Below are 23,663 nucleotides of genomic sequence, written 5' to 3'. Positions count from 1 at the left end.
TTTCTAGGACGAGTATTCAGTGACATGGCAACTTGATTTAAATAATGCTGATCTGCCTGATTTAAATCAATCCCTTTAGGTAAATATTGCCTAATTAAACCATTCATATTTTCGCATGTGCCTTTTTGCCAAGGTGAATGTGGGTCACAGAAATATACATCTATGCCTAAATCTTCTTCGAGTATTTTATGTTCTGACATCTCGCGTCCACGGTCATAGGTCAACGTTTTACGCAGTTCTGCAGGTAAATATTTCAGAGCTTCAGTTAAAGCCTTGCGCACTGATTCTGCCTTTGCATCAGGTAATGTTGCCAAGATACAGAGCCGTGTATTTCGTTCAATAAGTGTTGCTATCGAACTTTTATTGTCTTTACCTTTAATTAAATCAGCTTCCCAATGACCCGGTATTTTTCTTTCTTGAACTTCGGCTGGGCGCTCATGAATAGTTTTAATATCCTGTAATATAGAATCTTTTTTAGGTTCACCGTTAGCTTTTCGCTTTTTATTTTCATGACGCAGACAGGATAATAAGTCTTTTTTCAACTCACCCTTTGGTAATGCTCGTATCGTTGAATAAATCGTTGTATGGCTTACATTCATTGTTTGATCCAAATCAGGAAATGTCTTTAAACGCTTTGCTATTTGCTGAGGAGACCATAAACAACGGATCGCTTCAACAATAAATTTCCAGAGGATTGAATCGATTTTGAGTTTTCTGTGACCACGTCTACGTCTAGCGAAGGTGTTATCAGAAGCATATCGAGCTTGATAAACGTCATTGATGCTATTTCTTTTAAGCTCACGATAGATCGTACTAGGATGTCTTTTAATGAGTTCAGCAAATTTTCTGGCTGAAAAGCCTTCTTTTCTTGACTCAAGCATTAATGCAGTACGATCTTCAAAGTTAAGATGATGGTATGACAATTTTATATACTCCATAAACCCTTTAAATTAATTAGGTGGTTTATGTCGCACTTCAAGTTTTACTCTGCCCTGCATCATGCTGAACAACGTATTTATTTAAAATCCGACCACAGTATTAACTTTTTGATCCCAATTATTTTTCTGAATTTATTTGAATATATTTATCATTTCTTTAATATTTTTAAAATCTTAGATATTTTTTATTATTTTACTAAACAATGAAAATAACTCTTTGTTCTATATTTCAAATTCAATATTAAAAAATATATAAACTCTTTAAAATCTATTTTTTAATCGTTTTTACGTTTAAGGCTTTTTATAATATTTAAAAACTATAAGTTATATTTATAAAAAATATGATAGCTATTTAATTCAATGGATTTATTTTGCAGTTCAAATATTTATGTATGACAGCATACATAAGTTATTTCTAAATTTATTTTTAATTGTGTTGCTTAAATATTTTTAAATTTAAAAATAAAAAAAGCGCCCTTTCGGACGCTTTTTTAAAACTTGCGTTTTAACAATTAAGCTTGAAGCTCACGTGCTTTCGCCATTGTTAATGCCAAGTCTTCGATCATGTCTTCTTGACCACCAACCGTACCACGGCGACCAAGTTCCATCAGGATTTCACGCGCAGAAACGCCATATTTCGCTTCAGCACGTTTCGCGAACAATAAGAATGAAGAGTAAACACCCGCATAACCTAAAGTTGCCGCATCACGGTCTGCACGAATTGGGTTGTGCATCATTGGAATCACCAGGTCTTCAGCAACGTCTTGTACTTTGAACAAGTCAACGCCAGTGTCCATACCCATACGGTTAGCCACAGCGATGAACAATTCAAGTGGCGTATTACCCGCACCAGCACCAAGACCCGCAGATGCCAAGTCAACACGTACCGCACCTGCTTGAACAGCAGCAACCGTATTCGATACACCCATACCTAAGTTGTGGTGACCGTGGAAACCTAGCTCGATACTTGGGTCCAAGTGTTGACGTAAGTGACCTACGCGGTCGATCACATCTTGAGGAAGCATGTAACCCGCAGAGTCAGTCACATAGATACAGTTTGCACCGTAAGACACCATCTTGTTTGCTTCTTCAAGCAATTTTTCAGGTGAAGCCATGTGAGCTAACATCAAGAAGCCCACTGTATCCATTTCTAATTTACGTGCAGCGGTAATGTGCTGTTCCGAACAATCCGCTTCAGTACAATGCGTCGCCACACGAATGGTAGAAACACCAATTTCATGTGCCATTTTTAAATGGTCAACCGTACCGATACCAGGTAGAAGTAATGCAGAAACTTTTGCATTTTTCATACGTGGCACAACAGCAGACAGGTATTCTTCATCCGTTGCAGCAGCGAAACCGTAGTTTACTGATGAACCACCAAGACCGTCACCGTGAGTCACTTCAATTAAAGGTACGCCGGCATCATCAAGTGCTGTTGAAATCGCAATCATTTGCTCAACGGTGGTTTGATGGCGCTGCGGGTGCATACCATCACGCAAAGTCATATCATGAACAATAATCTTAGACATGTGGTTGCTCCTTAAGCTTCTTCTTTGTTGAATACGTGTTCAGCGAACATTTCTGCAGTACGTGCAGCTGCTGCTGTCATGATGTCTAAGTTACCTGCATATTTCGGCAAGAAGTCACCAAGACCTTCTACTTCTAAGAAGATTGAAACACGGTTACCGTCAAAAATAGGACCGTTTACTAATTTGTAACCTGGTACATATTTTTGAACCTCTTTAATCATTGCGTGTACTGATTCAGTGATCGCCGCTTGATCTGGTTCACCTTCTACTAGACAGTGAACAGTGTCACGCATCATCAATGGTGGCTCAGCAGGGTTAATGATGATGATCGCTTTACCTTGTTTCGCACCGCCAACTTTCTCAATTGCGCCTGCAGTTGTACGTGTAAACTCATCAATGTTTTTACGCGTACCAGGACCAACTGACTTTGTTGATACAGTTGCAATGATTTCACCGTATTCAACAGGTTGAACGCGAGATACTGCAGCAACCATTGGAATTGTTGCCTGACCACCACACGTTACCATGTTAACGTTTGGCACTTCGCCAGCTGCAAGCAATGCTTCAAGGTTCACTGGTGGTACGCAGAATGGACCAATCGCTGCAGGCGTTAAGTCAATCATGAGCACGCCAAGTTCATTTAACTTGCGGCTGTTTTCAGCATGAACGTAGGCAGACGTTGCATCGAATGCAATTTTGATGTCATCTTCAAGAACGTGAGGAAGAAGACCATCTACACCTTCAGCAGTAGTTTTTAAACCCATTTTCGCTGCACGCGCAAGACCTTCAGAAGTTGGGTCAATACCCACCATCCATACTGGTTCTAACCATTCGCTGCGTTGTAACTTGTAAAGCAAATCCGTACCAATATTACCTGGACCGATCATTGCACATTTAATCTTTTTCATGAATGTACTCTCAATATTCGATTATTCAGCAGCAAAAGCAGCTGTTACTGAACCAAAGCCTTCAATCTCAACGACAAATTCGTCGCCTGCATTTGCGACAACCATTGGACCAAGCGCACCCGTTAAAATGATGTCACCTGCAAGCAATGGGCGGCCACGACGTACCATTTCGTCAGCCAACCAAACTGCGGCATTCAACGGGTTTGCAAGACATGCTTTACCTATGCCTTGAGACACCACTTCACCTGCGCGAGTCATGGTCATTTTGCAATTTACAAGGTCAAGGTTGTCGAGTATCACAGGACGTGAACCCAATACAAAAGCCGCTGAAGATGCGTTATCTGCAACGGTGTCGATTAAACTGATTTTCCAGTTTTCGATACGGCTATCAACCACTTCGACTGCAGGAAGTGCATAGTCAGTTGCACTGATAATGTCTGCGTAAGTATGTTTTTCTTTGGTTAAATCTTCTTTGATCACCAATGCGATTTCTGCTTCAACTTTAGGTTGAATCAAAAGGCCTGCAGGAATCGCTTCACCATCGCCATACGCCATATCCGCAAACAACATACCGAAGTCTGGTTGATCTACGCCAAGCTGTGCTTGTACGACTTTAGACGTTAAGCCAATTTTACGACCAACTAAACGACGACCTTCAGACAAAGCACGAACAGTATTCACTTCTTGAACTGCATATGCGATATCTACATCTGCACTTTCGCCACCCAATTGTGGACGGATAGGTGCAATCGCGGTTTGCGAGAGTTCAGCAGCACGTAATGCCTGTGCAACCGATTCAACAACAGCAGAATTCGACATCGATGTTTCCTTAAACTGCAAAAATGAGGTTTATACTGGAATCCAGAACCGAGCCAGACCAAGAGCAAAAAACGTTCTGCAATTTGGAAAGTGGCGGATTCTGAAAAGAGCATAAAAATAAACAGTCTAAGAATCGGAAAATTAATGAATGAATGCCAATAGTTATTTTATTTTTCGCTATAGCTAATAGCTATAAATATTTCTTATGTTAATTCATATAAAACAATAATTTGATTATTTTTAATAGAAAAATCCCGAGTAAAATTCTCAACAATTTTGGTCGTTCAAATTGATCAAGTTTGCAGCTTTAGACTAAAAGATTAGACTAAATGCGCGAATTTAATTCAATGACAGACATTTAAACTGTATAAATTGTCTGTCATTTGATAAAACCCAGCATACTGAATTAAATCGCTTCCTTCCATTGGACTTTAGCCAATAAAAACTCATGTAAGCTGCTGACATCATTTACAATCGATAGCGGATTAAACTTCGCTAAAGTCTCTGACGTATGCACACCATAACTTACGCCTACACTTGGCATGACAATATTCAGCGCCATTTCCAGGTCATAAGAGGTATCTCCCACCATAATCGCTTCATGGGCATGTATACCAGTTTCTGCCAGGATTTCAGCCAACATTAAAGGATCTGGTTTAGAACGCGTTTCACTGGCAGCACGAGTCGCATGAAAGAGTTCCAGACTATTGGTCTGCTTTAATACACGGTCCAACCCTTTACGGCTTTTACCTGTAGCGACAGCCAGTTTAATCCCTTGATCTTTTAATGCGTATAGCATCTCAGATACACCTTCAAACCAGGCATCCTCAACAGAGTTCGCTACATAATGTTCTGAATAAGCCTGCAAAATATCCGCATGCAATTCTGGCACAGCTGGGAATAATCGTTGTGCGACTTCCGGCAGACCTAAACCGATAATGCTTTTGGCATTAGCATCGGTCAGCGGTTGATTAAATTGCTGCGCGGCAAACTGCAGGCTAGCCACAATTTGACCAACTGAATCAAACAAAGTGCCATCCCAATCAAAAATGACCAGTTTTACAGGTGAGTTCATAAAGATTTCCTAGATTTGATTCAGGGTTAAATCCACCTCGACCCTCTTTTGAAAAAGAAGAGTGAGTTTCATTCTAAAATTACTATTACGTAATTTCCCAACAGATATTGGCTATTTGATTGCGACATGGATGTCGCTGTAGATCTGTGGCACAAGGAAGTGCCATCAGATCTACAAAAGATTTTTGTTACTTTTCATCTTTGAAAAGTAAGGCTAGCCTACGAAATAGTTCTTTAATTTATAAAGGTCTTTTGAGGCATTGCCTTGTACTTAACAACAATTAAGAGATTTTAAATATCTCCTAACCCTTCTTTAAAAAAGAGGGAGAACTTTCTCTAAGTATCTAGAAATATCAAAGAAAAATTATGAGGGTGATTACTCATCATCTTCCGCAGGCGTTACAACCTTATCTGCCTTCTGTGCTCTTAACTGTGCCACCAGACTTTGCATATCCTCTGGCAATGGCGCTTCAATGGTCGGATAACCCGGAATCTCCAGACGCATGGCATGCAAACATAAACGGCGTGGTTTTGGCCCACGATACTCCGTCTCATGACCATACTTTTCATCACCCACCAGCGGATGACCAATGCTTAAACCATGTACACGAATTTGATGGGTACGACCTGACAATGGCGATGCATAGACCAGTGTGGCATGCATAAAGCGTTCTGCTACATTCCACTGGGTTTTCGAATCCTTACCTTCTTTAGAAACACGGACACGACGTTCACCATTAGACAGCTCATAACGGTGTAAAGGTGCATCAATAAGTTGCTTATCCAGACTTACTTGCCCTTTCACGACTGCCGCATAAGTTTTTTTAATTTTATGTTCACGTAATAAATCTTGCAGGGTTTTAAGCACACTACGTTTTTTCGAGATCATCACCAGACCTGAAGTATCACGGTCAATACGATGAATCAGCTCCAAGTATTTTTTACCTGTTGCAGCACGCAGACCTTCGATCAGGCCATAGGCCACACCGCTACCGCCATGTACCGCAATCCCGGAAGGTTTATTGACAACCATCAAGCCTTCATCTTCATAGATTACACGTGCCAACAGACCTTGAGCGACCTTGTCAGAAACCGGTGCAGCAGATTCATCTTTTTGTTCATAACGTATTGGTGCCACACGGATTTGATCACCAATGGCCAGTTTAGTTTCTGCCTTAATTCGTTTTTTATTGACGCGAACCTGGCCTTCACGAATCAAACGATAGATGCGGCTTTTTGGTACACCTTTTAGACGGCTAAACAGGAAATTATCGATTCGCTGTCCATCTTGGTGCTCATCCACCTCAAACCACGTGACGTTTTGCCATTGTTGCGTAGAATTCATACAGTTACTATGACCTAAAAATTGATTGAAATTGATTAATAAATGACCACTTAGGCTATGCTTTACACAAGAAACATAAGCTTAGCCCATAGGCAGATGATTCAAGGTTTGATATAGTCAGCGCACGGAAACCATCGTTTGTGAGTAAAAGTTGGTGCATGACAGATTTATTTCTGTACATGATCATTCAATTAAACCCTCACATAATACGGGAAGGTCCCAAAAGAATTATGCCGACGCCGAAGGCTTATTATATCGGCAAAAAAGCAAACTGTTGCGTTTAATTGTACCTCAGGTACATAAATCAGTTTGTCTGAAAAAATATGTCGCCAACCTAGTTGGCTTTTAAACGTAAACTGATACACATCAGATTAGTCGCGCCCTGAAGACGACTTCAGGCTACAGCGTTTGATGCATTGGATCTGCACAGTTTGTAAAGGTACGACGATAATTCCGTATCAAGACACTCTATCTATAAAGAAGGGATGATCTTCGAGCAATGTGACAGTGAAAGTTACTCACATCCAATGCACCGCTCGTCCGCCAGTGAAGCGTTCAGGTGACTTTAATCGTTTAAAGATTGAAGCCGTATTGCCATCATCAATACGTGAATCAAAACCAAAGCTGATCTATATCAAAATAGACGCTGGGAATAAAAGACTCAAACCACAATGAAATTCATTGCAGATTTGAGCCATTGATCCGTGATGTGTGATGTTCGCTACGTGTATAGCGATTTTTTGCTGTGTATCACTATAAGGTGTTACACCCATGAAACGTATGTTGATTAATGCAACACATGCCGAAGAGATTCGCGTTGCACTTGTCACTGGTCAGCGTCTTTACGATTTCGATTTAGAGAATCGTACCCGTGAACAAAAGAAATCTAATATCTATAAAGGTCACGTGACTCGCGTAGAACCTTCTTTAGAAGCTGTATTTGTTGAATACGGTGCGGGTCGTCAAGGTTTCTTGTCGATGCGTGAAATTGCCAATACTTACTACAAAGCAGATCCTCGCCAAACTTCGAATATCCGCGAACTGATCACTGAAGGCACCGAGCTTTTGGTTCAGGTAGAAAAAGAAGAACGTGGCAATAAAGGTGCTGCCCTTTCTACTTTTATTTCTCTTGCTGGCCGTTATCTGGTATTGATGCCAAACAATCCGAAAGGTGGTGGTATCAGCCGTCAGATTTCGGGTTCAGTACGTGAAGAGCTGAAAGAGATGCTGGCCTCTTTAAATGTACCGCGTGGTATGAGCGTGATTGTACGTACTGCAGGGATCGGCCGCTCTCAAGAAGAACTGCAACTTGATCTTCAACACTTGCTTGACCTTTGGGCGCAAATCCAAAGCACTGCAAGCTCTGGTCCATCACCAATGCTGGTTCATCAGGAAGCAGGCGTAGTAACTCGTGCGATCCGTGATTATTTACGTGACGACGTGGCAGAAATCCTGATTGACTCTGAACAAGCCTATAATGAAGCCTATAACTTCGTAAAAGCGGTCATGCCACGTCAGTTAGACAAGCTCAAAACCTATACTTTAAATGAGCCATTATTTGCGCACTTCGGTATCGAAAGCCAGATCCAAACGGCTTATGAGCGCGAAGTGAAACTTCCTTCAGGTGGCTCAATCGTGATTGACCAGACTGAAGCATTGGTGTCGATCGACATCAACTCGGCAAAATCGACTCGTGGTCAGGACGTTGAAGATACCGCGTTAAATACCAACCTTGAAGCTGCTGAAGAAATTGCACGCCAGTTACGTTTACGTGATATTGGCGGCTTAGTCGTGATCGACTTTATCGACATGACCAAAGACCGCAACCAGCGCATGGTTGAAGCAAAACTGCGTGAAGCAACCCAAAGTGACCGCGCACGTATCCAGTTTGGTCAATTGTCACGTTTTGGCCTGATGGAAATGAGCCGTCAACGCTTACGTCCTTCACTTGAAGAAGCCACGGGCTATGTCTGCCCACGCTGTCATGGCACAGGTATGGTGCGTGACCTACGTTCTTTATCACTTTCAATCATGCGTAAAGTGGAAGAAATTGCTCTGCGTGAACGTCATGGTGAAGTTCAGGTTGAAGTACCGGTTGAAATCGCTGCATTCTTATTGAATGAAAAGCGTCACAGCTTGGTTTACCTGGAACAGACTTCAAGTACACGTGTGACTGTATTGCCGCACCCGCACCTGGAAACGCCGCATTACGAGATTTCTTATAATCCTGAAGGTTTTGCACCAACCAGCTATGAACGTACTGAAGCAACACGTTCAAGCGAAAAAGAACTGGGTTATGAATCTTCTGAGTGGCATTTAGAAGAAGAACAAAATGCGCATGCTGCCGCACCAGCGCCTGCTCAGCAACAAAACAACGGCAGAAACAACAAACGCCGTAATAATCAACATCAAAACCAGCAAAATCAGAACCAGACTGCACAGCAAGCGTCGGTTGCCCAACAGGCCCCTGCCCAAGTTGCTGCACCTGTTGCCAGTCCATGTGCATGGTTAGAAAACCTGTTTGTACAAAAACAGGCAGCCACTGTGGATCAATCTCGCACTGCCAATAATGCAGCTGCTGCGATTGAACAGCTGGTAAATAATGGCGCAGTCAGCCGTGGTCAGTTCGGCCAGGTTACATCACCTGTTGCACAGCAGGCGCCGCAGCATGTCCCACAACCAGCTGCTATACCAACCAGCAATGCTTACCTTTCACCATCAACTGTGGCACATAAGCCAGAGCGTGATCAGGCTGAAAAGGCTGAACGTGAAGAAAAATCACAACGCAGCCATAAAAAACAGCGCAACAACAAGCACAAAGAGCAACGCGAACCACAACAACATGACAATGCACCACAACAAGTGCATGAAGAAGTGGTTCAGTTGTCTCGCCAGGAACAGCGTCAAGAACAGCGTGAGCAAAAGCGTAAGAATCCGCGCCATCAGCAAGAGCACAACCAGGATGCTCAAGCTGAACCGCAAGCAGCTGTGCCACGTCGTGACCGTCGTAACCAGCAACGTCCAGAACGTCCTAATCGCCACCGCGATCAAAGCGTACTGAATGAGCAAACGGCTGCTCCACAAGCACCTGCTCAAGTTGAAGCTCCAGCAGCTAATGAACGTCAAGTACGCGTAGAGCTGATTGATGCACCGCGTCAGGATGTTACACCAACGGCTATGATGGTGAATGTCGATCAAGGCCAAAGTGAAATCGTAGCGCTGAACGGTACAGCACCTGTAGTGGCTACTCCGGCTGAAGAAACTGCACCTGAAAAGGCACCAGCCGTAGCAACGATGGCAGCAGAACTGGAAGAGAAAACTGAAGCGGTTGATCTGACTGAAGCCCCTGCTCCAGCAGCAGCGCTTGAGCAGGTAACGCCGAAAGCTGAAAAGTCTCGTGCCAGCAATGACCCACGTCAACGTCGTCGTGACCGTCGTGCTGCACAAGGTCAGCAGGCTCAGGCCGCTCAGCTTCGTCCTTCACAAGTACCGACACTTGGTCAGTACACCGTAGGCAGCCTGATCCGTCATGTGTACGGTGAAGACTGTTCAGTACTGATTGAGCAGTTCGGCCTGATGGCGACCTTCAACCGTGCACTGGACAAGTTCACGCAGCAATACAATGAAACTGTTGTTGTAGCAGTGACCGCCGAGAAAAAACCGGTGACGCGTGATGTAGAGGTGAACAAGGCTCAGCCTGAACCAGAACCTGCTCCGGTACTGGATCTGACTCCACCAAAACCTGTGTCAGAAAAGCGTGTAGCTAACGATCCACGTGAGCGTCGTCGTCTAGCAAAACTTGCTGCGGAACAGGCACTTGTACAAGCAAAACAGGCAGCTCAACCGGAAGAAAAACCGACTGAACCCGCTGCTGAAGCTCAGGCTGTGGCAGCACAACAAGCTGAGACGATTGAAGTTCTAAGAACTGACGAGCCTGTTAAACCTTTAGTTGCTGATCAACCTGAGACTGCAGTAACAGCAGCTCAAACTGAGCCAGAAGCTACAGAACAGCCTGAAAATGCACCTGTTACAGCTAAAGCACCAGTTGCTGCCACTGAAGAAGAAGCATCAGCCGCTGAAAATGCAGCTGAAGCAAAAGCAGAAACAGTGGAAACAGAAGCGGAAAAAGCAGAGAAATCTCCTGCCCGTCCGCGTCGCCCACGTGGCCGTCCACCGAAGAAAGCCAATACTGCAACTGAGTCATAATTCGCCCAATTGCAGTAACTAAAAAAAACCTAGTCATTTCGGTGACTAGGTTTTTTTTGCTAGATTTTGTCAAATTAGGTTGATTACTCTTTAAATCAACCATTAAAACTACAACGGACAGTTATTGCATATTCAGTGCACGTATCGGATACGTAAAAGAAATAGGATTCCCATGAGCCAAACCACACAACATGATCTGATTGGTATTGCTGATGTCGCAGCCAAAATCCCCGCTTTCCTGAAAAAAGTGCCGAACTTGGTCAATGGACTTAGGCAGGCTTATTTACGTACTCCAAATACTGCTGCAGGTTTGGGTCTCGCTTTTGAAAAAGCGGTACAGCGCAACCCTGAAGGTATTGCCCTGCGTTTTGAAGACCAGAGCTTTAGTTATACAGAACTGAATGGCTGGGCCAACCAGATTGCACATTACTACCTGTCGCTAGGTGCGAAAAAAGGCGATGTCGTTGCCCTGATGGTCGAGAACCGCCCGGAAATGGTCGCCAGCGTGATTGGTCTGGCCAAGCTTGGTGTGACCATTGCCCTGCTGAATACTTCACAGGTCGGTAAAGTGCTGGCACATAGCATTAATCTGGTCAAACCGATTGCAGTCATCGTGGGTGATGAATGTCACGCTGCGGTTGCCGAGATCCGTGATGAACTGAATATCGCGGCGGACCGTTTCCACTGGTTTGCCGATCAGCCTACCCAGCAAAATCCTGGTCAGGCACCTGAAGGTTTTATCAATCTTGCTGAAGTCATTGATACTTTCCCGAAATTCAATCCATCAACAACACATAGTGTGCAAGGTAAAGATGGTCTGTTCTACATCTACACTTCCGGCACTACTGGTCTGCCGAAAGCCGTAATCTTTACCAATAGCCGCTGGACCCTTGCTTATGGCACGTATGGTCATGTGCTTAACTTGGGTACAGAGGATGTGATGTACTGCACCCTGCCACTGTATCATGCGACGGGCATGGTGGTATGCTGGTGTGGTGTGATTGCCGGTGCAGGGACATTTGCAATCCGCCGTAAATTCTCGACCTCTTCATTCTGGAAAGATGTACAAAAATTTGATGCTTCTGCAATCGGGTATGTCGGGGAACTTTGCCGTTACCTGATGGATGCACCTTCTTCAGAGCTGGAAAAAGGTCACCGCGTCAAGAAAATGATCGGTAACGGTATGCGTCCAAATATCTGGGATAAGTTCAAAAACCGTTTCGGTATTGAAGAAGTACTTGAACTATATGCATCCAGTGAAGGCAATGTCGGTTTCAGCAATGTGTTCAATTTCGACAATACTGTCGGATTCTCCCCAACTCCGTATGCGATTGTTGAATTCGATAAAGACAAAAACGAGCCGGTACGTGATGTCAAAGGTCACTGTAAACGCGTCAAAAAAGGCACAACAGGTCTGTTGATTGGTAAAATTACCCGTCGTTCGCCATTTGATGGGTATACCGATCCGGAAAAGAATAAGTCTGTCATTATGAAAGATGTGTTCTGCAAAGGTGATGCCTATTTCAATACCGGCGACCTGGTCCGCGACATCGGTTTCCGTCATGCGCAGTTTGTCGACCGTTTGGGGGATACTTTCCGCTGGAAAGGTGAAAATGTATCGACGACCGAAGTGGAAAACATGCTGACCGAGTATGACAAGATTGTAGAGGCAGTGGTGTATGGGGTGGAAATTCCAAACACCAATGGTCGTGCCGGTATGGCAGCCATTACGCTGAAACCGGAAGCTGAACTGAACGATACCGATCTGAAAGAGATGTTGAGCTGTTTCAAGAAATGTCTGCCTGCTTATTCGGTTCCGGTATTCCTGCGTATACAGCAACAGGTCGAAACCACTGGTACTTTTAAATACCAGAAAAATAAGTTGAAAGAGCAAGCATTTGATCCAAGCAAGACTAATGAGCGTTTACTGGTGTGCTTACCGGGAGCGGATGCTTATTGCGATGTAACGCCAAAAGTTTTTACCAACATCCAGGCCTATCAATATCGCTTCTAAGTGCTGAAGTTGCCTATTTTTTGTGTATATAAATTCAATTTGTTGCATTTATAATCAAACATGGGCAACTTTGTTATTTTTTACTTGCGCTGATTTCATATCTTGCTACAATACGCTCCATCAAATGATATGGGTCGTTAGCTCAGTTGGTAGAGCAGCGGACTTTTAATCCGTTGGTCCCGCGTTCGAGTCGCGGACGACCCACCATTTATTTGACAGCCTAAGATGGGTCGTTAGCTCAGTTGGTAGAGCAGCGGACTTTTAATCCGTTGGTCCCGCGTTCGAGTCGCGGACGACCCACCATCTTATCCTTCGGGATAGCGCAATTACCAAATCTTGCGTCGTAAAAATGATCTTCATCATTTCTACTCCTCAGGGTCGTTAGCTCAGTTGGTAGAGCAGCGGACTTTTAATCCGTTGGTCCCGCGTTCGAGTCGCGGACGACCCACCATTCTTCTTCTATTCTGCGAAGATCATAACACCTGTATATTCCAATCAAGATCATCAACCGATCACGGCTTTGATTTGTCTTTTCTGAATTCTTGCTCTCTTCATTTTAAAATATGCCGGGATTATTTTAGATATATTTGTGCGTTATTCGTCTAGTTGCTAGAACAAGAGCTTCTTAAGCTATGGGGCGTGGTTTCAAGTCCTATACCACCACCAAGCTACAGTTTTCTTTCAATCGTCTTATAATTTTTATCTATATCTGGGCTATGTCAACGCATCAGGATTTTTGTGAGTTTTCTTAGTGTCCCCTCGCCTTATTGTGGCGAAGGCAATTGATTATCAATATCTTTTACCAGTTCATAAGATATACGTGGCAGCACGTAGTGCTGATCCATCAGCTCTTGACGATTCTCTTTCTGGGTTTTTTCAATATTCATCACCAGCTTGGTATTGTCTTTGACAGTATAAAACAAAACCAGGCCCTCTTTACGGTAGACCACCAGCTCCTTACGAGTGGGATTCAATTCCCAACGGTCTTTACGATAGGTTGAATAAGGTGTCGCCATCTTGTTTTGGAAGGTAAATACCTGACCATGTTGCAAGATACTGCGATATACCAGACCATTCGGGGCAAGGGTGAGAATAAACATTGCCTTGCCATTTTTGCAGGGAGAAAAACCATCATTACAACTGACTTCCGTGTAATAACGTCCCACGAAGTCAACCGCATAATCTGGAATAGGCTGCCCATTAAAGCCATCTTCCTCTCTGAAAGTGGCATGACCGGCAATATCAGTCAGTTTCTTGGCTTGAGTACTTTCATCTAGCGTCTGATTAGCGAGAGAAACAGCTACCCCCTCTTTATGGTGCAATTCAAGTTCAGTATCACTGATCGGTTTACCCGAATGACGCTCACACCCCACCAGCCCGAGTATACCCAGCAATATCACACAGAGCTGATACTCCAGTCTCTTGAAAGCTTTAAATACCTTAAATTTCATTTAATTCAACCAGATTATGAACAGCCAAGCATTTTTATAAAATCAAAGGCAGGAGATTATTATTAAATTCAAGAACCTTCGTCTTCATGTTAAAGATTCCGAGAAAAATACTTAATCCCAATTTACATAAATTTACGAATAAATTGTATTTAGACACTTTAAAAATAACAACTTAGCTCCATATTTTAAAAGGAACATCGTTGTTCTTTTATCTTAATTATTAAGGAGACCTGAATGGCCAATGTTGGTTTATATCGCTCTAACCGCTCGAACATGATTGCAGGTGTGATGGGTGGTATTGCTGAACGTTTTGGTTGGAATGCAAATTTACTGCGTCTGATTTTCGTGGTGATCTCTATAATGAGTGCCGCTTTCCCAGGTATCCTGGTTTATCTTGTACTTTGGCTGATCATGCCAAAAAAGCAAGCTATGGTTGAACATACCCCGCATCAGTCTACGGGCTATCAACGACCAATTCGTGATGTAAATAAAGATCCGCTGTAAGTTTCCTTTTTATAGAATAAATAGTAATTCCCTTTTGCGCTGTGGCATTTCCCCTAATGACCACAGCTTTTTTTTGCCTGCTTCAGGCGATTTAATAAATTGTTAAATTATTTCTCTAGCCTTTGCCAACTGGCTGATTTCTCTATAACTTAGTTAAAAACTCCTTGAAATGGATTCAGGATGACACAGGCGGAATGGATTGTACTGTGCTTATGTGCTGTAGCAGCACTGCTGCATGGCTTGAGTGGGTTTGGCTTCCCGATGATGAGTACTGCGGTACTATCCAGCCAATATCCATTGAGTCTGGCAGTGACCCTAGTCATTTTCCCCTGCCTGCTCCTGAATCTGTTGATGCTAAATGCTGATCCCCAGCACAGTCTGCTACAGAGCATTCGCTATTATCTCAAACATTATTGGCCATTAATTTTAAGCAGCCTGATTGGCAGTTTGTTCGGAGTCAAACTGCTGCTATGGCTGAATGAAGGCTATCTCAAACTGCTGCTAGGAACAGTAATTATATTTTATGTACTAGATCAGCTTCGCTCCAAACCTTTTCAGAGCAACCCGCATATTCTGAGTATGGTGTGTTTTGGTTTATTGGCTGGTGTGATTGGTGGAGCGACCAATGCCATGGCTCCTTTTCTGATGATGTATCTGATCAGCAACCAGCTCAGCAAGACTGATATCGTCATTATCAGTAACCTGAATTTTATTGTCAGCAAACTGATCCAGTTACTTTTATTGTTCCCAATCCTGATCCAGATTAATCCACAACAACAATCCATTTTGATCGGTATTACCATTTTTGCTTTGATTGGCGTCTGGATTGGCGGAAAAATCCGTCATCGCCTGTCACAGCGGCATTTTAAATTTTTAGTCTTGGGCTTATTGATGGTTTTAGGCATACAGGCTCTATGGCAAAGTACTGCATTATTACAACATTCAAATCACCTTTTTTTAAATTAGTATAATTTGTAATCAAACCGCTTTATGATTAGAAAAATTCTTCATAAAAATTAGCTGTATAAAAACAAGGAGTGTGCGTATGACAAGTCAAAACCTTGCCACCCCCACCAACGTTATGCCCAAAGGCGTAATGAAAGGATGGATCCTGATTATCATCGCGGCCATTGTAGCCTTTATCCTGTATCAGGTTTTACCTTATGACCAGAATGCTAGCAAAGGTCTGGCTCTGCTGGCTTTTATTGGTATTTTATGGCTGACAGAAGCAATTCATATCACTATTACTGCCCTGCTGATTCCCATACTGGCAGTACTGTTAGCCATGCCGATGACCGACGGCGATGCGCTGGTACCCATTACCACACAAGCTGCTTTAACCACCTTTGCCGATCCGGTTATTTTCCTGTTTTTTGGCGGTTTTGCACTGGCAACGGCACTGCATATCCAAAAGCTGGACAAGAAAATTGCCATGTGGATTATTTCCCTATCCGGTGGACATTTAGGTATTTCAGTATTGGCCATTTTTGCCGTGACTGCCGCCCTGTCCATGTGGATTTCCAATACGGCTACCGCAGCCATGATGTTACCGCTGGCGCTGGGTTTACTTTCGCATCTGGATGTAGAGAAAGAACGTAAAACCTTCGTATTTATTCTGCTCGGGATTGCCTACTCCGCCAGTATTGGTGGTCTAGGTACAATTGTAGGTTCGCCACCGAATGCCATTGCTGCCAAAGCGCTGGGTTATGACTTTGCAGACTGGATGAAAATCGGTTTGCCGATGATGTTCATTATCTTGCCTGCGATGCTGATCAGTCTGTATCTGGTGCTGCGTCCCAAGCTGAATCACAAAGTGCAGTTTGTCACTGAAGATATTCCCTGGACCCGCAGCCGTATTGCCGCAATGGTGCTATTTATCTGTACTGCCCTGGCCTGGATTTTCAGTAAAAAGCTGACCGAGAACTTTGGAATCAGCCAGCCAGATACCTGGATTGCGATTCTGGCCGCATGTATGGTGGCAATTTTGGGTACCGCAACCTGGAAGCAGATTGCAGAGAATACCGACTGGGGCGTGCTCTATCTGTTTGGCGGCGGCCTGACCTTGAGTGCCATTTTAAAAGATTCAGGCAGCTCTCTGGTCTTGGGGCAAACTCTGGCAAATACCTTTGGTGATACTTCACCTTTAGTGATTATCTTTGTGGTAGCAACCTTCATCATTTTCCTGACCGAATTTACCAGTAATACCGCATCCGCTGCACTACTGGTGCCGGTCTTTGCCGCCATTGCCGATCAGATGGGAATGCCTAAAGAAATTCTGGTGATTGTGATTGGAATTGGTGCATCCTGTGCTTTCATGCTGCCTGTAGCAACACCGCCGAATGCGATTGTCTTTGGTACCGGTTATATTCAGCAGTCGGAAATGATGAAAGTTGGCTTTGTCCTCAACATCATGTGTATTTTCCTGGTATCGCTATTTATTTACTGGTTCTTTCTCTAAAGATGAATGGATTAAAAAAGCACGCTACGGCGTGCTTTTTCATTTTCGAAGATAGATCTACATCCGTCCAGATCAGGCACTCAGCTTGAAATGATTTAACTCCTGATATAAAGCGGCAATCATGTCAGCACGGCTAATGATACCGACCAGCTGACCTTCGTCCAGCACCGGAATATAATTAAAGGAACGCTCAACGAAATACGGCACCAAGTCCTGAATTGGCTGGCCTGGTTGTACAGTCACCACCTTCCGGCTCATGATATGTCCGACTTCAGATTCCCAGCCACTGCGAATGTCGGTGGCACGCTCAAACCATTCCACCAGCTGGTACATCGCCAAAGTTCCAACCAGTTTCTTTTCCGCATTCACTACCGGTAGGCTCATCAGATTCATCTGTCGGAATTTCGCCAAGGCATGCCGGATATCATCACTTTCCTGCAAGCTGGCAACGTCTTTACTCATGATATCCTGACACAGGAACGGGCTGTCAGCACGTTCACTGGCCTTGCTCTGTGCTTCCAGAATAATTTTTTGCAGGTCATATTCACTGATATCCAGTAACTGGGTCTGTTGATCAAGTACAGCCTGAATATCCTGCGGCTGAATCGTCACTTTCTGGGTCGGGGTTGGATCTTTAGAACGGGTATTAATCTGCAGCTGTTGCGGATAAGCCTTACCCAACATCCGGTTAAATACAATCGCTACCACCATTAACAGTACCGAGTTCAGCAAGACCGGATAGAACACAAAAGCATAGCCCAGCTCATGAATGGCATTGCCGCCCAGTACCGCTGTAATCGCAACCGCCCCACTCGGTGGATGCAGAGAATCGGTGCTTAGCATCAATATAATCGCAACTGCTACGGCCAGACTGAATGCAAGGGTCAAGCTGGGAAACAGCAAAGTACAGCTCACCCCCACGATCGCAGCAATAGTATTTCCAACCACCATATTCCACGGCTGTGCCAGCGGACTGGCAGGTACGGCAAACAGTAATACTGACGAAGCACCCATCGGCGCGATATACCACGCCTGAAAATCACCCAGTGCCCACAGGCTGATTAAAGACGACAGTGCCAGACCGATCAATGCACCTAAACCACACAGAATACGGTCTTTGACAGGGAGAATTTTAAAATTTGGCTTTAGGCTTTGCAGCCATTCTGAGGAACTATGCAACACGGTTGGCCTGAATTATTGTTTTGGGGAGTGCAGGCATTATAAAACCCTTGGCTTTAAAGATGTATTTATTTTATATCTTTTACTCATTGGTTTTTTTGCTTATGCTGAGGGTGCTCTATCTAAAAATTATAATCAGGGCCGCGCCTAAGCGGTGTATTTTCTTCTCTCAAACAAGAATAAAAACGATGCATTTTCTAATCCAGCCTTTACAACAAACCAAAACCGGAATTGCAGTACAACTGTTGCTGGCACCTGTACTCGGTTTAGCCTCACTCTATGGCCCTTTGATGTTCGTGCTGCTGATCTTGCACTTGTTATTCCTGGCTATGACTTCGAGCTCACTTCTACTCTCGATGGTGACTTTCATGCTGATCATGTACATTTTCGGACTCCTGTTCTATCTTTGCCTGATCTATATTCCTTTATGTATCAGTCTATTCGTATTACACCATCTACAGCAGTTTCATATCTTCAGTATTGTACTGGTGGGTATTCTGGCAACGCTGATTCTGGCTTATTTCCTCAGTTCCAATGATCTGCTCAGTACTCTATTCATGATTTCCTGTTTTAGCCTGCCCTCTATCGGATTTTTTATCTTTCTCAGTCTGCGTGCGCATGAACAGGCAGTTGTGTCAGGCGAATAAAAAGCGGCGCAGGCAATTCATGGATAACCTTTGCCACGCCTTCGCAAAATCCTTATAATCAAGCACAATTTTTCTCTAATTTTAAGTGGATGACCATGAGTCGCGCCATATCGCATATTGATACCTTCCAAGGCTTAATTCTTGCCTTACAAAACTACTGGGCGGAGCAAGGCTGCGTCGTTTTGCAACCTTACGACATGGAAATGGGTGCAGGGACATTCCACACTGCAACATTCCTTCGTGCGCTAGGTCCTGAAACCTGGAACGCGGCTTATGTTCAGCCATCACGCCGTCCGAAAGATGGCCGTTATGGTGAAAACCCGAACCGTTTGCAACACTACTACCAGTTCCAGGTGGTATTAAAGCCAAACCCGGACAATATCCAGCAGCTTTATCTGGATTCTTTAAAAGCCATCGGTATTGATCCTTTAGTTCATGACATCCGTTTTGTAGAAGATAACTGGGAATCTCCAACCCTGGGTGCTTGGGGCTTAGGTTGGGAAGTTTGGCTGAACGGTATGGAAGTGACTCAGTTCACGTACTTCCAGCAAGTTGGTGGTGTTGAATGCTACCCGGTAACTGGCGAAATCACTTACGGTCTGGAACGTCTGGCAATGTACCTGCAAGGTGTTGATTCAGTTTACGATCTGGTTTGGACCAAAGGTCAGTTCGGTACAGTGACCTATGGCGATGTGTTCCATCAAAATGAAGTAGAACAATCGACTTATAACTTTGAATATGCACCAGTCGATAAGATGTTTGAACTGTTCGACTTCTATGAAGCTGAAGCGACACGTTTAATCGAAGCGAAACTTCCACTTCCTGCCTATGAGCAAGTGGTGAAAGCATCACATAGCTTTAACCTGCTTGATGCACGTGGTGCAATCTCTGTGACTGAACGTCAGCGTTATATCTTACGTGTACGTACATTGGCACGTTCGATTGCAACCAGCTATGTAGCAGCACGTGCTGAACTTGGTTTCCCAATGGCAGAACCACATCTACGTGATGAAGTGTTGGCACAATTAAAAGCGCAAGTTGAAGCAGAAGCGAAAGAAGCAAACAAGGAGAGCAAATAATGTCTAAACATACCGTTTTGTTCGAATTGGGTTGTGAAGAACTTCCACCAAAAAGCCTGAAAAAATTACGTGATGCGCTGCAAGCTGAAACCGTAAAAGGTTTAAATGATGCTGGTCTTGTTTTTGATTCAATCGAAGCGTATGCAGCACCACGTCGTCTGGCACTTAAAATTGTCAATGTTGATGCTGCGCAAGCCGACACACAAAAACGTTTTGATGGCCCTGCGAAACAAGCGGCGTTTGATGCTGAAGGAAAACCAACTAAAGCTTTGGAAGGCTTTATGCGTGGTCAAGGCATTACTGTTGATCAAGTATCAACTTTCCAGGCCGGTAAAGTTGAAAAAGTGTGCTACTTAAAAGATGTCAAAGGTCAAAGCCTTGATGTGCTTTTACCGCAAATTTTACAAAATGCTTTAGACAACCTACCAATCGCAAAACGCATGCGTTCAGCGGCAAGCCGTACCGAATTCGTGCGTCCTGTAAAATGGGTGGTGTTATTAAAAGACAACGATGTGGTTGATGCAACCATTCAAGATCACAAAGCAGGTAATGTGACCTATGGTCACCGTTTCCATGCACCTGAAGCGATTACTTTAACGCATGCTGATGAATACCTAGCGAAGTTAAAAACAGCTTACGTTGTGGCGTCTTTTGAAGAGCGTCAAGCCATCATTGATGGTCAAGTGAAAGCATTGGCTGATGAAGTAAATGCAATTGCGATTGTGCCTGCGGATCTTCGTGATGAAGTGACTGCACTGGTTGAGTGGCCTGTTGCGCTTCGTGCGAGCTTCGAAGAACGCTTCCTTGCTGTTCCTCAAGAAGCACTTATCACCACCATGCAGGACAACCAAAAGTACTTCTGCTTGGTGAATGCTGACAATAAACTTCAACCATACTTCATTACCGTGTCAAACATTGAGTCAAAAGACCCGACACAAATTATTGAAGGTAACGAGAAAGTGGTTCGTCCACGTTTATCAGATGCTGAATTCTTCTTCCTACAAGACCAAAAACAACCGCTTGCTTCTCGTAAAGAGAAATTAGCGAACATGGTCTTCCAAGCAGAATTGGGTACGCTTTGGAATAAGTCTGAACGTATTGCAAAACTCGCTGTAGCTTTAGCGCCAATTACAGGTGCAAATGCGGCTGATGCTGAAAAAGCGGCACTTCTTGCGAAATGCGACTTAACCTCTGAACTTGTGGGTGAATTCCCAGAACTTCAAGGCATCGCGGGTACTTACTACGCACGTCTTGAAGGCGAAAATGACGAAGTTGCTGAATCTTTGGGTGAGCAGTATTTACCTAAATTCGCAGGTGACGTTTTACCGAAAACTAAGACAGGTACAACGATTGCCCTTGCAGACCGTTTAGATACCTTGACGGGTATTTTCGGTATTGGTCAAGCACCTACAGGTTCTAAAGATCCGTTTGCACTGCGTCGTTCTGCGATTGGTATCTTGCGTCTTGTGACTGAAAATGAGCTTGATGTTTCAATTGAAGATTTGATCAAACTTGCTCTTGCTGCCTATGGCGATGTACTGAAAGACCATGACAAGACTTTAAACGATGCTGTTGCATTCTTAGAAGGTCGTTACCGTGCGAAATACGAAGACCAAGGCGTTGCTGTTGATGTAATTCAAGCGGTTCAAGCATTGTCTCCAAAATCTCCGCTTGATTTTGACAAACGTGTCAATGCAGTCAATCACTTCCGTGCATTACCTGAAGCTGCTGCTCTTGCTGCGGCGAACAAGCGTGTTGCCAACATTCTTGCCAAAGAAGCTGCACCTGAAGGTGAAGTTGTTGAAGCAAACTTGGTTGAAGATGCTGAAAAAGCATTATTCGCTGAACTAGCAAAAATCACACCTGTGGTTGAGCCGTTATTTGCTGCCAAAGACTACACTGCTGCACTTTCAGCTTTGGCTGCACTTCGTGCGCCAGTCGATGCATTCTTTGACGGTGTGATGGTGATGGCCGATGATGCTGAGCTGAAAGCAAACCGTTTACGTATGCTTGCTCAGCTTCGTGAATTGTTCACGAAAGTAGCTGATATTTCGGTGCTTCAACACTAAGTTCTGATTTAATAAAAAACCCGCTTTAGAGCGGGTTTTCTTCTTCCATCTTAAAACGAATTGAACCTGGTAATTTAGAAGCGTGATAACCTGTTCTTCTAGAAGCCACATGAATGACATTACTTACATTTTTTTCATTAGATAATGTAGAGATTTCAATCTGATTAGCTTCAGCTTGCATTCGTATATAGCCTCGCATCATTTTTTCTCTAAACGTATAGTAGCCTTTACCATATTCAAACTTGGTTAAAAGAATTTTCCCACAATTCTCTGTAGTTAAGTTCTTAATTCTACTAGAAAATTGACTGTAATTTAATTTAATAAAATCTATTTTATTCAAATCAAATCTAACTTGCTCACAGATAACATCGTACATTTTGTACATTTCTTTAAGATAATCACCTTGCCAATCTACTACTGCTGTAGCCCACATTACTTCTTCATAATCTTTAGTTCTTTGCTTTAAAGCCATCTCATAAGGTTTTGAGAATTCAGCAACTGTATCTTTAATAGCTACATTAATAGCATTATAGAAATCGTCCCATTCAACCTCTGTAGCAACTTCTTCTTTTTCCCACAAAACCCATAACAGTTTTTCTAAGATTAAATGCACATAATATGGAAAACCATCTGAGACCGCTGCGATACGGATATAAATATCACGGCATATATCAATATCAAATTTATTTAAAACATTTTGAATAATTTCAAAACGGCCTTCCCAACTTAATCGTGGCAATTCAATAGTCTCTAATTGCCTAATCGCCGACTGATGAGCCCCCAGAATGTCATGTATAGTCGCCCCTACCCCCGTAAATATAATTTTTATATCAACCTCTTTGTCACCCAATTGTTTAATTAAATCAGCTAATAGAGTGATTTCATTTTTATCAGTCATTCTATCGACTTCATCAACTACAATAATTGGTCTTTCAGAATGTATTTCAGCTACTTCCTTTAAAACTTCAACACAATCACCTAAACTTTTTAATTTATTACTAAAGTCTTCTAAAGTTTCTTCATTCTTTATTAAATACGATATCCATTTAAACTTGAGTCCATACTCTTCCGAACGTTTCTTACTTTGTCCAATTCTCCGATCAAAAGCTTGCAATGCAATATTTGAAACTAAGTTTTTTATACTAGGGCGTGTCCTCATTTGAAGAATTGGTTTTAAATACTTAAAATCCTCCTTTGAGTTATTTTTATTTCTATATTTTCAATGGCACGTACTCTTCTTACCGATGATATCTGACAGCAAATTCAAGATACTATGCGATTACATGGTTGCTACCGTTCAAAGAATAGTAGAAATATCATGGAAGTGATCTTATGGAAACTGCGTACAGGCGCCACATGGCGTGATATTCCTCAAGAATTTTGTCCTTGGCAAACTGCTTATAATCGTTTTAATCGTTGGGCAAGCAAGGGATTGTGGAA

18 protein-coding genes and 3 tRNA genes are annotated in these 23,663 nt (G+C 43.2%); 12 read left to right on the top strand and 9 right to left on the bottom strand.

The window, feature by feature from the left end:
• From ACTJIX_RS14165 to ACTJIX_RS14140, 6 genes are all read right to left on the bottom strand, one after another.
• A partial coding sequence (locus ACTJIX_RS14165) for an IS30-like element ISAba125 family transposase (protein ID WP_079396101.1) occupies positions 1 to 938 on the bottom strand: 938 nt, incomplete at its 3' end.
• A 512-nt stretch (positions 939 to 1,450) separates the two neighbouring features.
• Entirely contained in the window at positions 1,451 to 2,470 is a 1,020-nt protein-coding gene (gene dmpG / locus ACTJIX_RS14160) for a 4-hydroxy-2-oxovalerate aldolase (protein WP_004813375.1), read from the bottom strand.
• Positions 2,471 to 2,481: 11 nt separating this feature from the next.
• The gene (locus ACTJIX_RS14155; protein WP_004729408.1) at positions 2,482 to 3,378 is read right to left on the bottom strand and encodes an acetaldehyde dehydrogenase (acetylating); all 897 of its coding nucleotides are present in this window, start codon (positions 3,376 to 3,378) and stop codon (positions 2,482 to 2,484) included.
• Between the two features lie 21 nt (positions 3,379 to 3,399).
• Positions 3,400 to 4,197: a 2-keto-4-pentenoate hydratase gene (locus ACTJIX_RS14150; RefSeq protein WP_004813379.1), complete on the bottom strand. Its 798-nt coding sequence runs from the start codon at positions 4,195 to 4,197 to the stop codon at positions 3,400 to 3,402.
• 406 nt (positions 4,198 to 4,603) lie between these two features.
• The gene (locus ACTJIX_RS14145) at positions 4,604 to 5,272 is read right to left on the bottom strand and encodes an HAD-IA family hydrolase (RefSeq protein ID WP_004813381.1); all 669 of its coding nucleotides are present in this window, start codon (positions 5,270 to 5,272) and stop codon (positions 4,604 to 4,606) included.
• Positions 5,273 to 5,647: 375 nt separating this feature from the next.
• Complete coding sequence (locus ACTJIX_RS14140) at positions 5,648 to 6,616, bottom strand: RluA family pseudouridine synthase (RefSeq protein ID WP_008305495.1); 969 nt, start codon at positions 6,614 to 6,616, stop codon at positions 5,648 to 5,650.
• A gap of 771 nt (positions 6,617 to 7,387) precedes the next feature.
• On the opposite strand from ACTJIX_RS14140, the gene ACTJIX_RS14135 reads away from it, so the two are divergent.
• The 5 genes from ACTJIX_RS14135 to ACTJIX_RS14115 all read left to right on the top strand — a co-directional run bounded on the left by ACTJIX_RS14135 (position 7,388) and on the right by ACTJIX_RS14115 (position 13,287).
• On the top strand, positions 7,388 to 10,822 hold the full coding sequence (locus tag ACTJIX_RS14135) for an Rne/Rng family ribonuclease (protein ID WP_440611550.1): 3,435 nt from the start codon (positions 7,388 to 7,390) through the stop codon (positions 10,820 to 10,822).
• A gap of 172 nt (positions 10,823 to 10,994) precedes the next feature.
• On the top strand, positions 10,995 to 12,836 hold the full coding sequence (locus ACTJIX_RS14130) for a long-chain-acyl-CoA synthetase (RefSeq protein ID WP_440611549.1): 1,842 nt from the start codon (positions 10,995 to 10,997) through the stop codon (positions 12,834 to 12,836).
• Between the two features lie 131 nt (positions 12,837 to 12,967).
• Positions 12,968 to 13,043 (top strand) — tRNA-Lys (locus ACTJIX_RS14125).
• Between the two features lie 20 nt (positions 13,044 to 13,063).
• Positions 13,064 to 13,139: transfer RNA gene (locus tag ACTJIX_RS14120), tRNA-Lys, on the top strand.
• A 72-nt stretch (positions 13,140 to 13,211) separates the two neighbouring features.
• Positions 13,212 to 13,287: transfer RNA gene (locus tag ACTJIX_RS14115), tRNA-Lys, on the top strand.
• A 313-nt stretch (positions 13,288 to 13,600) separates the two neighbouring features.
• Here ACTJIX_RS14115 and ACTJIX_RS14110 read toward each other — a convergent pair.
• Entirely contained in the window at positions 13,601 to 14,287 is a 687-nt protein-coding gene (locus ACTJIX_RS14110) for a hypothetical protein (protein WP_248603254.1), read from the bottom strand.
• Between the two features lie 234 nt (positions 14,288 to 14,521).
• On the opposite strand from ACTJIX_RS14110, the gene ACTJIX_RS14105 reads away from it, so the two are divergent.
• The 3 genes from ACTJIX_RS14105 to ACTJIX_RS14095 all read left to right on the top strand — a co-directional run bounded on the left by ACTJIX_RS14105 (position 14,522) and on the right by ACTJIX_RS14095 (position 17,249).
• Positions 14,522 to 14,791 carry a PspC domain-containing protein gene (locus ACTJIX_RS14105; protein ID WP_004813390.1) on the top strand — a complete coding sequence of 90 codons (270 nt, stop codon included), beginning with the start codon at positions 14,522 to 14,524 and terminating at the stop codon, positions 14,789 to 14,791.
• A gap of 180 nt (positions 14,792 to 14,971) precedes the next feature.
• Complete coding sequence (locus ACTJIX_RS14100) at positions 14,972 to 15,757, top strand: sulfite exporter TauE/SafE family protein (protein WP_248603255.1); 786 nt, start codon at positions 14,972 to 14,974, stop codon at positions 15,755 to 15,757.
• 79 nt (positions 15,758 to 15,836) lie between these two features.
• Positions 15,837 to 17,249 (top strand): SLC13 family permease, encoded by a 1,413-nt coding sequence (locus tag ACTJIX_RS14095; RefSeq protein ID WP_440611548.1) that lies wholly within the window; start codon positions 15,837 to 15,839, stop codon positions 17,247 to 17,249.
• Positions 17,250 to 17,321: 72 nt separating this feature from the next.
• Here ACTJIX_RS14095 and ACTJIX_RS14090 read toward each other — a convergent pair whose 3' ends face one another.
• A complete protein-coding gene (locus tag ACTJIX_RS14090) occupies positions 17,322 to 18,431 on the bottom strand; it encodes an HPP family protein (RefSeq protein ID WP_103800669.1) in 1,110 nt (369 codons plus the stop codon).
• A gap of 185 nt (positions 18,432 to 18,616) precedes the next feature.
• Here ACTJIX_RS14090 and ACTJIX_RS14085 point away from each other — a divergent pair, with 185 nt between their 5' ends.
• The 3 genes from ACTJIX_RS14085 (at position 18,617) to glyS (ending at position 22,223) form a co-directional block, all read left to right on the top strand.
• Positions 18,617 to 19,075 (top strand): hypothetical protein, encoded by a 459-nt coding sequence (locus tag ACTJIX_RS14085; protein ID WP_436917464.1) that lies wholly within the window; start codon positions 18,617 to 18,619, stop codon positions 19,073 to 19,075.
• A gap of 95 nt (positions 19,076 to 19,170) precedes the next feature.
• Entirely contained in the window at positions 19,171 to 20,154 is a 984-nt protein-coding gene (gene glyQ, locus ACTJIX_RS14080) for a glycine--tRNA ligase subunit alpha (protein ID WP_427940613.1), read from the top strand.
• Complete coding sequence (gene glyS, locus ACTJIX_RS14075; RefSeq protein WP_440611547.1) at positions 20,154 to 22,223, top strand: glycine--tRNA ligase subunit beta; 2,070 nt, start codon at positions 20,154 to 20,156, stop codon at positions 22,221 to 22,223. The genes glyQ and glyS overlap by 1 nt, the downstream gene beginning before the upstream one ends.
• 25 nt (positions 22,224 to 22,248) lie before the next feature.
• On the opposite strand, the gene ACTJIX_RS14070 is transcribed toward glyS, so the two are convergent.
• A complete protein-coding gene (locus ACTJIX_RS14070; RefSeq protein ID WP_440611546.1) occupies positions 22,249 to 23,382 on the bottom strand; it encodes an ATP-binding protein in 1,134 nt (377 codons plus the stop codon).
• Between the two features lie 114 nt (positions 23,383 to 23,496).
• Between ACTJIX_RS14070 and ACTJIX_RS14065 the strand changes: the two genes are divergently transcribed.
• Positions 23,497 to 23,663: transposase (locus tag ACTJIX_RS14065; RefSeq protein WP_440611551.1), on the top strand; the 167-nt coding region annotated here is incomplete at its 3' end.

Source organism: Acinetobacter sp. 22323 (assembly GCF_052044895.1).
Lineage (GTDB): Bacteria > Pseudomonadota > Gammaproteobacteria > Pseudomonadales > Moraxellaceae > Acinetobacter > Acinetobacter schindleri.
Note: the sequence above shows the minus strand (reverse complement) of the source record. Positions and strands in the feature narration are given on the sequence as shown.